We start from the raw sequence: 11,249 nt of genomic DNA on the forward strand, positions 1-11,249 counted from the left end.
GGACCGGCATCAACCCGTCTCAGACCGGCATCAGCCAACTCAGGGGGAACCCATGCAGATCGCGATACTCCTCTTCGACGACTTCACCGCCCTCGACGCCATCGGCCCCTACACCACACTCGGACCGCTCCCCGGCTCCGAGATGGTGTTCGTCGCAGAACAGGCGGGTCCCGTGCGCGACGACACCGGCAACCTCACCCTCATCGCCCAGAAGTCCCTGGACGAGGTCACGAGCCCGGACATCGTGATCGTGCCCGGCGGACCGCACGTCCCCGTCGACAACAAGGCGATCCAGAACTGGCTGCGCCAGGTCGACGCCGGCACGACCTGGACCACCTCGGTCTGCACGGGTTCGCTGCTGCTCGGCGCCGCGGGTCTGCTCGAGGGCCGCCGCGCCACCACCCACTGGCTCTACATGGACCAGTGCGCGGGCTACGGCGCCCAGACGACGGGGGAGCGGGTCGTCTTCGACGGCAAGTACGTCACCGCCGCCGGAGTCTCCTCCGGTATCGACATGGGCCTCACCCTCGCGGGGAAGATCGCGGGCGACGACCACGCCCAGTTCGTCCAGCTGATGATCGAGTACGACCCGCAGCCGCCCTACGACGCGGGATCGCCCGACAAGGCACCCGCGCACCTGGTCGAGCTCATGCGCTCGACGATGAGCCCGGCATCCAGCTGAACCGCGGCGCCCTGCGCTCCAGGAAGGCGGCGACACCCTCTGCGGTGTCGCCGCCCTCGCGCATCTGCGCGCCGAAGTACTCCTCGCGGCCGGTCCGCCCGGCCGCGAACTCCTTCGCCGCCACCTGGGTGAGCAACGACCTCGACGCCAGGACGCGGGCGAACTCGGCCACCCGCTTGTCCAGCTCGTCCTCGGCGTGCACCTCGTCCACGAGCCCGGTGCGCAGCGCCCGCGCGCTGTCGATCAACTCGCCCGAGAACAGCAGGTACTTGGCCGTCGCCGGACCGACCAGATCCACCAGCCGCCGGGTCGAGGACGCCGCGTAGACGATCCCGAGCTTCGCGGGCGTGATCCCGAACAGGGCGCCCTCCGTCACGAAGCGCAGATCGCAGGCCACGGCCAGCTGGCAGCCACCGCCCACGCAGTGCCCCCGTACGGCCGCGAGCGTCGGCTTCGGGAATGCCGCGAGCGCCTCCTCGGCCCGTACGGCGAGCTCCCGCGCCTCGTCGGCGGATTCCACCAGGCCGGAGATGTCGGCGCCCGCGCAGAACGTGGCGCCTTCACCCGTCAGGACCAGCACCCGCACCTCGGGGTCGGCGGCGAGCTCGTCGAGCAGCGGGGGCAGGGCCCGCCACATGGAGTTCGTCATGGCATTGCGCTTGGCCGCGTGCGCGATCACGACCGTGGCGACACCGTCGGCACGGGCATGGACGAGCTGCGGCAGGGGATCCGTGGACATGCGCCGGATGCTATCCGCACCCCCTGCTCGTACGATCGGACCAGGGGGCGGCCCGTAGGGAGACGCCATGGCCACACCCGAAGAAGGAACAGGCAAGGACCTGGGCACGGAGACCGGGCCCGCCGCAGCCGCCGAGCCCACGTCCGGCACTACGCCCGGCACTGGGCCCGGCAGTACCTCCGGCGGTACGCAGCTCACCGAACCCGGCCGCAAGATGCACCGCAGCCTCGGCCTGATGACCGCGCTCGGCGCGATCCTCGTCCTTGGCGGTCTCGTCGGTCTGGTCTACACCGGCGTGGCCACGCTCACCTCGATGATCCTCTTCGGCTGGCTGCTCCTCATCGGCGGTCTGGTCGGTCTGGTGCAGGCGCTGCAGATGCGCGGGTCCAACTTCTTCTGGCTGGGCGTGGTCGTGGCCGCCCTCAACATCGCCGCCGGTGTCGTGGTGATCCGGCATCCGGACGGCACGGCCGAGGCGCTGACGATGTTCGCCGCGCTGCTGTTCCTGACCGGTGGTGTGTTCCGCCTGGTGGGCAGTGTCGTGGTGCGCGGCCCGCAGTTCGGACTGACCCTGGTGCAGGGCGCGTTCGGCCTGCTGATCGGTGTGCTGATCCTGGCGGAGTGGCCCGGCAGCAGCTTGTACGTGATCGGGTGCTTCTTCTCTCTCGCCCTGCTCTTCGACGGTCTCGGTCTGATCGCGATGGGGATCGCGGGCCGCCGAATCGTCAGCCTGGTAAGCGGAGTTGAAGACTCCGAGGCGCCCAAACCCCCTGAATCCCCGACAGCTTGAAGTCAGAACAAGAAGCACACGAAGCAGTCGCACAACTGACGCCGTCATACGCACTCGGTCAAATGCCGTCGATACGCGACGAGTTCCGGTCACCGATCCGGTCCGGACCAAAACCTTCCCAAACTCGAAGGGTGGTGACTATCGAGCGTGAGGGCGGCGACCGGCAGATGCGCGAATACGGCAGGGTGCCCCCCGACCGACCAACGGCCGGGCCGCTGCCGTACGAGGGAGTCTGGAGATTCACCGCACCGTCCGTGGACGCCTCGGTGCCACAGGCCCGCCGTGCGGTCCGCGATCTGCTCGCCCGGCAGGGTGTCCCCGCCGCCGACGACACGGTGCAGGGCCTGCTCCTGATCGTCTCCGAGCTGGTCACCAATGTCGTACGGCACGCGGCGCTGCTCTCGCCGATGCTCGCCGTCGAGGTGGCCGTGGGCGCCGAATGGGTACGCGTGTCCGTCGAGGACAACCACCCGTACCGCCCCAAGGCCCTCGAGGCCGATCAGGGGCAGACGGGCGGACGCGGCCTGCTGCTCGTACGGGAGATCACGAAGGAGGCCGGCGGAGCCTGCGACGCGGAGCACACCGCCACCGGCGGCAAGGTGATCTGGGCCGCCCTGCCGCTGAAGCCGGCCGTCACCACCCCGCGCTGGGACCCGTCAGCTCTTTGACCGACGGGCGTGCGGCATCGAGCACGGTCATGAACCAGGCGGAGAACGGCCCCTGCTCATGCCGCACAAGGAGCTCCTCGGGCGTCACGAAGGCCGTCTCGCCCACCTCTTCGGGGTCCGGGCGCAGCGGGGACTGCACCATGCCGACGAACAGGTGGTTGAACTCCTGCTCCACCAGGCCCGATTCGGGATCCGGGTGGTTGTAGCGCACCGTGCCGGCCTCCGCCATCAGCGACGGCGAGACCCCGAGCTCCTCGGACACACGCCGGGCGGCCGCGGCGAACGGCGCCTCGCCCGGATACGGGTGCCCGCAGCAGGTGTTGGACCACACACCGGGGGAGTGGTACTTGCCGAGCGCCCGGCGCTGCAACAGCAGCCGGCCCTGCTCGTCGAAGAGGAACACGGAGAACGCCCGGTGCAACCGCCCGGGCGCCTGGTGCGCGGAGAGCTTCTCCGCCGTGCCGATGGTAGTGCCGTCCTCGTCGACCAGTTCGAGCAGGATCGCTTCCGCGGCGCCGTTCTGGGAACTGTTCGCCGCGGTGGCTGGGGTGATCGGCATAACCATCCTTTCGGGTCGAAGCCTCAAGTTTGCCGCAGTTTCCGGGGTGCCGGGCTCCGCCGCTCCGCACCGGGCGGTTTTCCGGGCGGCGCCCGGGCGCTTCGCGGGTATGTGGGGGTGACGCCCCCGCGTACCCGGATGGTTGCTCACACTCCGAAAGCCGCCGGATAGCGGATCGTGCCCGCGGGGACCGGACCCTCGCCCTCGAGGACCATCGCCATCATCGCCTCGTCGGGCACCTCGAACCCCGGCCGCACAGCGAACTGCGATGCCCGGGTGAAACCGAAGCGCGGATAGTACGCGGGGTGGCCGAGGACCGTGAGCAGCCGCTCCTGTCCGCGCGCACGGGCCGCCTCGATCACCGCCTCGATGACCGCGGCGCCCGCACCCTGGCGCTGGTACTCCGGCAGCGTGGCCACCGGAGCGAGCACCAAGGCCGGCTCCTCGTCGACCAGGCAACGGGTGATCAGGGCGTACGCGGCCGGCTCGCCGTCCGGCGTCTCCGCCACGTACGACAGGCCCTCGATCCACGCCTGCCCGTCCTCGCGCAGCGCGTCCACCAGGTCCGCCTCCATCGAGGTGTCGAAGGCGGCCGCGTTCAGTGCGTGCACCGACGCACGGTCCGAGGGCCTCTCCGGTCGTACGGCCCATTCCCTGCCCATGCATTTCTCCCTGTCGTGCCGCTTGTCCATCTCCCCATGATCAAGCAGTTTTGAAGAAGCCACCGACCCGTCCCGGTTTCTAGCCTGGAGTCACAGACGCCGGCCCGCAGCGAAAGGCACTCCGATGGCCACCGCGAAGAAGACCACCACCGCAGCGAAGACCACCGCAGCGAAGAAGACCGCCGCCAAGAAGGCCCCCGCGAAGTCGTACGACGGTTTCTCCGCGGAAGAGCGCGCGGCCATGAAGGAGCGGGCCAAGGAGCTCAAGGCCGCCGAGAAGGCGGACCCCGAGGGCGTCGTGCGCGGGAAGATCGAGGAGATGACCGGCAGCGACCGGACCATCGCCGAGCGGCTGCACGAGATCATCAAGGAGAACGGCCCGGACCTCGTCCCGCGTACCTACTACGGCATGCCCGCGTACGGCAAGAACGGCAAGGTCCTCTGCTTCATCACGCCCGCCGCGAAGTTCAAGGTCCGCTACCTCACCCTCGGGTTCGAGCAGGTCGCCAACCTCGACGACGGCGCGATGTGGCCCACGTCGTACGCCATCACCGAGCTGACCCCCGAGGTCGAGAAGCAGGTGGCCGAGCTGGTGCGCCGCGCCGTCTCCTGACCGACCGCCCCCCGGGGTGTCTCAGTGGCACACCTTCGCCTCGTGGTCCGCATGCCCGCCCGGCTCCAGCTGGAAGGTGCAGTATGTCGCATAACCGCAGGTCAAGTAGGTTTTGACAGCGTGCGTGACATCATGCGGCGCAGGTGAGCATCCATTTGGTTGACCGCCTCCCGTACGTCGGAGTCCACGGCTTCTGCGTAGACATCCATGGTCATGGTGATTCGGCTGTGCCGCAGGATCGCCTTGGCAACCCTCGGGTGGACCTTCAGATGGACCAGGAGCGTGCCGACGCCGCGCCGGAGCGTGCGCAGGTCTCCGTGGGTCAGGCCGGTCCGCGTGCGGATGATCTTGAACGTGGTCAGGAAGTTCGTCCCCTGGATGGGGGTGCCGTACTTCGTCGTGAAGACGAGATCCGACTCCACCCACTTCCAGCCGAGGGTCCTGGCCCGTTCTCGGTCGGCCGCCTTCTGCGCGGCTTTGCCATTCTCCGGACGTGTGGTGGCGCTCGGCCAAGTCCATGCGGTCGGATTCACCGGCGCGGAACTGCGAGACGGGGAGGATGGCGGGAACCCGCTAAGCGCGATTCCAGAAGTTCTGCGCGTAACGGCGCCCGGTGCGGTTGCTACCAGCTGTAGTTCAGGGATCACGTTCAGGCTGCGCTCCGCCGGTGTCGTACATCATCGGTACGGTCACCTGCATGGGAGCGAGTAAGTGGGTGTACTTCACGCCCTTCGACATGGATGGGCAGACCGCTCTTGATCGCCTGCGCCAGGCCGTCTTCGCCCGGGACGCTGACTACTACCGGGCGGAAGGCGTCGAGACGCTGGCTGACCTGGACGACAGCGGCTGGCTGGAGGAAGAGCCCGCACATTCGGTGCTGGATGTTGAGCGTGTCGTCTGGTGCGAGCCGGACACGGAAGATGCCGGCGACGTGCGGATGATCGAGGATCCGGAAGTCCTCGAGTTGTTCGGCACCGGCCAGCCATCACGGGAGATCATCAGGCAGGCGGTCAAGCGTTCAGGTGACGGGTGGTTCCCGCCGTTCGGCCGCGGATCCGGCTGCTGCACGGTTACCTATCGCAGTGACGGCCACCCCGATGAGCTGTGCTTTTGGGGGACCACCGGAGACTGAGTGCGCATCGACAGGGGTGAGGTCAGAGGGGGCAGGTGCCTCATGCCCGCCTGGGGTGAGCCTCTGCAGGCATGTTCCAGACATCCTGTCGGTCGGCCCGCTGCGCCTACGCAAGATCGGCAACCACCCGAAGACCGTCCTTACCTATGAGCGGGCGGGCTGACGTACGACTGCGCATGAGGGGCGGCGGGCGAGTCGGACGGATGCCTCGGCGCGCCAGCCGCCCCCTGGCGGCGGCTTGCCATTTCCTCAACCAGTGCTGCTTGCCGGGTGACTGCCCGCCGTTCGATGGTCGAGGTCATGACAAGCAACGTGAACCCGTCTAGCATCGCGGCACGCCATGCCATTTATGTGCCTAGGGGTGCTGATGCGGAAAAGATCCTTCCGAACTGGCTTACGAAGAACGGCGGTTGTCGTGTCTCTGGCGCTGCCGGTGACACTGCTCGGCCTGCCGTCGACAGGGGCGGCGGCTGTCGAACCGGTCAAGGTCGTCCCTGCCGCCTGCGCGGGCATGACCCCGCCGCAGGAGGAGGACCATGCCTCCATCCGGGTCGACGCTCCGGAGCACGGTGCCGAGGTCGCGGTCGACGAGGAGGGGAAGATCGACCTCGCCGGTGTCCTGCACAAGCACGCCACGATGGTCGACGTGTCCGTCGGCAAGCTGGTCACGACCGACTTCACCTTCGGCCCACCGCCGGACGGCGTCGCGAACTGGGGATCGTCCTGGAAGACCCGCCTGCGCCCACCGGAGTTGGGCACGAACCTGGTGTGCACCCGTGCCGAGCGTCAGCCCAAGCGGCATGCGCAGGTCCTGCGCTCCATCAAGGTCGTCGACAACATTCCGCCGAGCAACGTCTCCGGCCTGACTGTCGGCGACGTCACCGCGTACTCGGCCAAGGCGAGCTGGGCCGCGGCCACCGACAACTACGGCCTCGGTGGTTACGAGATCACAGTGGACGGGGGCGTTGCACACCGCACGAACAGCGGCACCCGTTCATACACCATCACCGGGCTGGCGCCGGAGACCGAGCACACGGTGTCCGTGGTCGCTGTCGACCTGGCCGGCAACAGGTCGCCGACGCCTGCCACGGCGACCTTCCGCACCGCGAAGAAGCCGCCGGAGCCCGTCGGGCTGAAGTTCGACCCCGGTGAGGGGGGCGCCCTGGCCACCTGGCACCCGGACCCCGCCTACGACGTCACGTACCGGGCGTTCCTCGATGGTGCGCTGTACGAGGAGTTCTCGCTGAAGGAGTACTGCGAGGACGCGGCGGGGAACCCGGCCGACCCGTGCACGGCGGACAGCATCATCGGGTTCCCGATCGAGCCTCTCGAAGAGCAGACGTCGCACACGTTCCGGGTCGACGCGATCGACAAGGACGGCAAGAAGGTACGGGACTTCGGGGGCGAGTTCATCACCGCGGCCGTCGAACCGGCCGTTCCCGAGGCCGTCGTCCAGCAGGTGACCAGCGAGGGCTCTCAGTGCTCCTCGCAGGGCGGCGACTTCTATATCGCGCCGAGCCTGCGCGGCAAGGTCGAGGTACCGGCCGGGGCCAGGCAGCTGTTTGAGGGCTGCTACGCCGCCGCCGACGCTTCCTGTATCGAGGACAACCTGCCGCTGGACGAGGACAAGAAGCTCGACTGCGACGACGACGTCACCGACATGCTCAAGAAGGCTGCCCCACCCGGGAAGGGCCCCGCGGTCGGCCACCTGGACGGCATCGCCAGTGCGGTGGAAGCGCAGTTCGTACCAGGCGGGGTGCAAACGGTCGCTTGGTGCGCCCAAAGCGCCTGCGCTCTGCTACTGGCGCCCCCGACGGTCGCGGTCGAGACCGCGGCGGCCGCGGCCGGCACCTCCGCCGTCGCCACCTTCGTGGTCGTCACCATCGTGGGAGTCGTCATCGGGGTCGCCCTCGGTGTGATCTGGGCGATCCTCTTCCCCACTCCGATAGCCATCGGGGGACTCCTGGAGTACCCGATCCACCACGACGACGACCTCACGAAGTTCGACGACTGGCATCTGGACAAGGGGCGTTGGTACAACAGCCTCAAGGTGTGGCAGCAGGTGATCACGACGACGAAGGAGGTCACCGCCCGGGACACCCTGCCCTTCGCCTGGGACGACAGCGAGGATGCGAAACTCAAGCGCATCATCGACGCGGCGTGTACCGCTCAGCGGGGCACCCAGGGGATAGCGGCGTGTGACGACGATGTCGTCGTCTACGTTCCCGGAGGCAGGACCTACGGCGGCGAACCGTTGAAGGAGACCGGGACTCACATCGTGGAGGCGCTGGGCAACGGCAGCTATCCGCAGCCGCCGGGACGGGCCAAGTGGTTCTACCCGGGGCGCAGCCAGGGCGGCAAGGCGGCGGTGGCCGCCGGCTACGACCACAAGTGGTACGACGACAATCCGCGGTTCCAGCCGAACGTCTGCAACGGGCGGGTCGCGAAGACCTGTGACGAGTTCCCGTTCTGGGCCTCGGACCAGGCAGTCGACCTGACGGGCCTGACCGCTTCATTGAAGGTCGTGCCGAAGGCGGAGACGCTGCCGCAAGCCCACGACCTTTCCGCCTTCTACGGCAAGTGCAAGGTGAAGGACACGGACAAGTTCATCGTGCTGCCTATAAAGCCGTGGGTCGAGGCGAACGGGCCGAGTTTCGGATTCCGGGTCAACCCCGGCGGGACCGACCTCTGCATGAAACCCAAGGTGCTTCCGTAACGAAGGCGACTCGTGATGCTCGACGATCTTCCGGCACTGCGTGACGTGGTGCGGGACTACCGGACGGCGGCGTCTGCCGCGGGTCTCACCTGGCCCGCGGCGGACGCCCCGTCCGGCGGGCCGCCCCCGGCGGACCTGGTCCGGCGGCTCTTCGACGTGGACCACGTCGCGGAGCAGGTGACCTGGCTCCACTCCCAAGGGTGGGGTACAGGGCGGCTCCTGCCCGGCGGTGGAGAGCTGATTTCGTGGCCGGCAGACGGCGAGGCACTCAACCAACTGTCCCTCTCCATCGGCGTTCCATTCCCCTGGCGGCGCCAACTACCCTTGTTCCACTTCGACATCATCATCTACACGTTCGTCCTCGCCGGTGAGCACGAAGGCGAGATCTGGCGCTACGAGATCTCCCCGGACGCCTTCGACGCGGTGCGGGCCGCGACCAGCCTGGCAACCCTATTCACCACGTGGACGAAGGGGATCGAGGCCGGAGTGATCGGATACAACGAGTTCACCGGCTGGCTCTCCGTTTCCGACGGCACCCGCAGCGGCCTGCGCCTGCTCGAGGAGCGCGCGCCGAACCTCGACCCCCTGGCCTTCCCGGCGTCCATGGCCCTTTATCCACTGCTGCGGGCGCGACAGACCGAGTGCGGGGTCGACATGAGCCACATCGACCGGGGTTTTGAGTGCATGGAGGAACTGCTGGATGAGATCGAGGCCATCCGGACCTCCCTCGGCGTCTGATCTGCGCGGATCGGGTCACCGGACCCGCCCGCGCCTGTCTGTCCGGACCGAGCGGCGTCGGACCGCGCGCACTGTGCCCCATGCCTGGGGTCCGAGGAGGAGGTGTCCGGGTGGCTGCACAGCGGTATTCGGAAGAGTTCAAGCAGGACGCGGTCTCGTTGGTGGGATCCACAGGTCGGTCGATCAACTCGGTGGCCCGGGGGCTCGGGGTCAACACCGAGTCACTGCGCCAGTGGGTCCGGGCCGTCAAGGGCCCTGCTGTGGGTGCGGGCGGTGAGGCGATGACGCCGGCCGAGCGCGAGGAGCTGAAGCGACTGGGTAGCAGGTCCGCGAACTGGAGCTGGAGAAGGAAATCCTTCGCAAGGCAGCCCAGTGGTTCCCCCTCTGATCGGGACAGGCTGATTCTCGGGCGAATGGGTATCGGAGGAAGTAGTCCAGGCAGCTGAGCGGCCAGAACAACAGCAGCAAGCGGAGCCCGGGGAGACCATGACGGCGTGGTGTCCGCACTCGCGCTCCGGCTCGCTGACGCATCTGTGACGACAGGCCTCTCCATCCGCTTGGTGGAGTCCAGTGCCGGGCGGGGGAGACATGCACCATGCGCCTCTGGCCCACCTTTCATTGGGGCGATCCGACAGTATGGTCGCCGGGTGTTGACTGACATCAGTTGACATCCTCGCCTGACATCAACGGGGCCGAATCAACCCGGACATTGCCGGACTTCTGCGGAGGCCCTGGCGGCGACCGCCCTGGTCAGTGGCAGAGCTTGACCTCGTGATCCGCGTGACCGCCCGGCTCCAGCTGGAAGGTGCAGTGCTCCACGTCGAAGTGGTCACCGAGGCACCCCTGCAGATCGTGCAGCAGCTTCTCGTGGCCGATCGAGTCCAGCATCTCCGCGCTGACCACGACATGCGCCGAGAGCACCGGCATGCCCGAGGTGATCGTCCACGCGTGCAGATCGTGCACGTCCTCGACGCCCGGCAGCGCCAGTATGTGCGAGCGCACTTCCTCCATGTCGACGCCCTTGGGCGCCGACTCCAGGAGCACGTTCAGCGTCTCGCGAAGGAGTTTGATCGTGCGGGGCACGATCATCAGGCCGATCACGATCGACGCGATCGGGTCGGCGACCGTCCAGCCGGTCAGCAGGATGATCAGCGCCGACACGATCACCGTGGCCGAGCCGAGCGCGTCCGCGAGGACCTCCAGGAAGGCCCCGCGTACGTTCAGGCTCTCCTTCTGTCCCCGCATCAGCAGCGCCATCGAGATCAGGTTCGCCACCAGGCCGATCACACCGAAGATGATCGCCAGACCGCCGTCGGTATCGGCGGGCGTGAAGAAGCGCTCGACCGCCTCGTAGAGAACGAAGCCGCCGACCCCGAGCAGCAGCAGACAGTTGGCGAGCGCCGCCAGGATCTCCGCACGGGCGTAGCCGAACGTGCGGTTCACGCTCGCCGGGCGGTTGGCGAAGTGGATCGCGAGCAGGGCCATCCCGAGTCCGAGGGCATCGGTCGCCATATGGGCCGCGTCGGCGACCAGGGCGAGCGAGTTCGCGGCGATGCCGCCGATGATCTGGACGACCATGATGCCGAGCGTGATGCACAGCGCGATACGCAGCCGCCCCATATGTGCGGCGGATACCGTGCCACCCGAATTGGTGCCTGTGTGCCCGTGGTCGTGCCCGGCTCCCATCGGCCCTCCCTCGCAAAGTTTCGTCGTACTCAGGTGCGGCGCAGACCTCGCAGCGGGCCGGCGATCACAGTGAACTACGGGTGGGGGGTATCTGGCAACGCTGCACTGAACACCGTTGTCATGTGCCCTGACCTGCGCAAATGCTCCGCAGGTCAGAGGCTTGCGACGGTCCGGTCCCGACCTTGCCGCAGACGGCGCGGTTTGTGAGTTGCGGGCCGGATAAAGGAAGATGAACGCGGTGGCGGTGCAGCTGCAGTCCACCAT

The 11,249-nt window shown here is 67.9% G+C and carries 13 protein-coding genes; 8 read left to right on the forward strand and 5 right to left on the reverse strand.

The genetic code is table 11. The annotated features are described in order from the left end of the window. Window positions 1-52 precede the first annotated feature (52 nt). Window positions 53-682, forward strand: a complete 630-nt coding sequence (locus G6045_RS03980) for a DJ-1/PfpI family protein (protein WP_165330368.1) — start codon at window positions 53-55, stop codon at window positions 680-682. Here G6045_RS03980 and G6045_RS03985 read toward each other — a convergent pair. Beyond that, entirely contained in the window at window positions 648-1,421 is a 774-nt protein-coding gene (locus G6045_RS03985) for an enoyl-CoA hydratase/isomerase family protein (RefSeq protein WP_235967529.1), read from the reverse strand. The two genes, G6045_RS03980 and G6045_RS03985, sit on opposite strands and share 35 nt — an antisense overlap. Window positions 1,422-1,635: 214 nt before the next feature. Here G6045_RS03985 and G6045_RS03990 point away from each other — a divergent pair, with 214 nt between their 5' ends. Both G6045_RS03990 and G6045_RS03995 read left to right on the forward strand, forming a co-directional pair. After that, window positions 1,636-2,211, forward strand: coding sequence for an HdeD family acid-resistance protein (locus G6045_RS03990; protein ID WP_165330405.1), 576 nt, complete (start codon window positions 1,636-1,638; stop codon window positions 2,209-2,211). 167 nt (window positions 2,212-2,378) lie between these two features. Further along, window positions 2,379-2,879 (forward strand): ATP-binding protein, encoded by a 501-nt coding sequence (locus tag G6045_RS03995; protein WP_235967543.1) that lies wholly within the window; start codon window positions 2,379-2,381, stop codon window positions 2,877-2,879. On the opposite strand, the gene idi is transcribed toward G6045_RS03995, so the two are convergent. Both idi and G6045_RS04005 read right to left on the reverse strand, forming a co-directional pair. Next, complete coding sequence (gene idi, locus G6045_RS04000; protein ID WP_165330371.1) at window positions 2,845-3,438, reverse strand: isopentenyl-diphosphate Delta-isomerase; 594 nt, start codon at window positions 3,436-3,438, stop codon at window positions 2,845-2,847. The genes G6045_RS03995 and idi overlap by 35 nt on opposite strands. 146 nt (window positions 3,439-3,584) lie before the next feature. Then, window positions 3,585-4,100 carry a GNAT family N-acetyltransferase gene (locus tag G6045_RS04005; protein ID WP_165330372.1) on the reverse strand — a complete coding sequence of 172 codons (516 nt, stop codon included), beginning with the start codon at window positions 4,098-4,100 and terminating at the stop codon, window positions 3,585-3,587. A gap of 124 nt (window positions 4,101-4,224) precedes the next feature. Here G6045_RS04005 and G6045_RS04010 point away from each other — a divergent pair, with 124 nt between their 5' ends. Further along, window positions 4,225-4,713, forward strand: a complete 489-nt coding sequence (locus G6045_RS04010; RefSeq protein WP_165330373.1) for an iron chaperone — start codon at window positions 4,225-4,227, stop codon at window positions 4,711-4,713. 101 nt (window positions 4,714-4,814) lie between these two features. On the opposite strand, the gene G6045_RS04015 is transcribed toward G6045_RS04010, so the two are convergent. Then, complete coding sequence (locus tag G6045_RS04015; RefSeq protein ID WP_206343231.1) at window positions 4,815-5,246, reverse strand: tyrosine-type recombinase/integrase; 432 nt, start codon at window positions 5,244-5,246, stop codon at window positions 4,815-4,817. Window positions 5,247-5,380: 134 nt separating this feature from the next. On the opposite strand from G6045_RS04015, the gene G6045_RS04020 reads away from it, so the two are divergent. From G6045_RS04020 to G6045_RS42315, 4 genes are all read left to right on the forward strand, one after another. Then, window positions 5,381-5,845, forward strand: coding sequence for a hypothetical protein (locus G6045_RS04020; RefSeq protein ID WP_165330374.1), 465 nt, complete (start codon window positions 5,381-5,383; stop codon window positions 5,843-5,845). A gap of 415 nt (window positions 5,846-6,260) precedes the next feature. Then, entirely contained in the window at window positions 6,261-8,561 is a 2,301-nt protein-coding gene (locus G6045_RS04025) for a NucA/NucB deoxyribonuclease domain-containing protein (RefSeq protein WP_206343232.1), read from the forward strand. Window positions 8,562-8,576: 15 nt separating this feature from the next. Then, the gene (locus G6045_RS04030) at window positions 8,577-9,299 is read left to right on the forward strand and encodes a hypothetical protein (RefSeq protein ID WP_165330376.1); all 723 of its coding nucleotides are present in this window, start codon (window positions 8,577-8,579) and stop codon (window positions 9,297-9,299) included. An 80-nt stretch (window positions 9,300-9,379) separates the two neighbouring features. Further along, window positions 9,380-9,745: a transposase gene (locus tag G6045_RS42315; RefSeq protein WP_408056293.1), complete on the forward strand. Its 366-nt coding sequence runs from the start codon at window positions 9,380-9,382 to the stop codon at window positions 9,743-9,745. 304 nt (window positions 9,746-10,049) lie between these two features. Here the strand turns inward: G6045_RS42315 and G6045_RS04040 are convergent, their stop codons facing one another. Beyond that, window positions 10,050-10,985 carry a cation diffusion facilitator family transporter gene (locus tag G6045_RS04040; protein WP_165330378.1) on the reverse strand — a complete coding sequence of 312 codons (936 nt, stop codon included), beginning with the start codon at window positions 10,983-10,985 and terminating at the stop codon, window positions 10,050-10,052. Window positions 10,986-11,249 lie beyond the last annotated feature (264 nt).

Source organism: Streptomyces mesophilus (assembly GCF_011044995.1).
In the GTDB taxonomy this organism is placed as follows: Bacteria; Actinomycetota; Actinomycetes; order Streptomycetales; family Streptomycetaceae; genus Streptomyces; species Streptomyces mesophilus.

Excerpts from the sequence above, each read along its gene's own strand:
- G6045_RS03980 (WP_165330368.1), top strand. The coding sequence starts at position 53 with ATGCAGATCGCGATACTCCTCTTCGACGACTTCACCGCCCTCGACGCC.
- G6045_RS03985 (WP_235967529.1), bottom strand. The coding sequence starts at position 1,421 with ATGTCCACGGATCCCCTGCCGCAGCTCGTCCATGCCCGTGCCGACGGT.
- G6045_RS03990 (WP_165330405.1), top strand. The coding sequence starts at position 1,636 with ATGCACCGCAGCCTCGGCCTGATGACCGCGCTCGGCGCGATCCTCGTC.
- G6045_RS03995 (WP_235967543.1), top strand. The coding sequence starts at position 2,379 with ATGCGCGAATACGGCAGGGTGCCCCCCGACCGACCAACGGCCGGGCCG.
- idi (WP_165330371.1), bottom strand. The coding sequence starts at position 3,438 with ATGCCGATCACCCCAGCCACCGCGGCGAACAGTTCCCAGAACGGCGCC.
- G6045_RS04005 (WP_165330372.1), bottom strand. The coding sequence starts at position 4,100 with ATGGGCAGGGAATGGGCCGTACGACCGGAGAGGCCCTCGGACCGTGCG.
- G6045_RS04010 (WP_165330373.1), top strand. The coding sequence starts at position 4,225 with ATGGCCACCGCGAAGAAGACCACCACCGCAGCGAAGACCACCGCAGCG.
- G6045_RS04030 (WP_165330376.1), top strand. The coding sequence starts at position 8,577 with ATGCTCGACGATCTTCCGGCACTGCGTGACGTGGTGCGGGACTACCGG.
- G6045_RS42315 (WP_408056293.1), top strand. The coding sequence starts at position 9,380 with ATGCCTGGGGTCCGAGGAGGAGGTGTCCGGGTGGCTGCACAGCGGTAT.
- G6045_RS04040 (WP_165330378.1), bottom strand. The coding sequence starts at position 10,985 with ATGGGAGCCGGGCACGACCACGGGCACACAGGCACCAATTCGGGTGGC.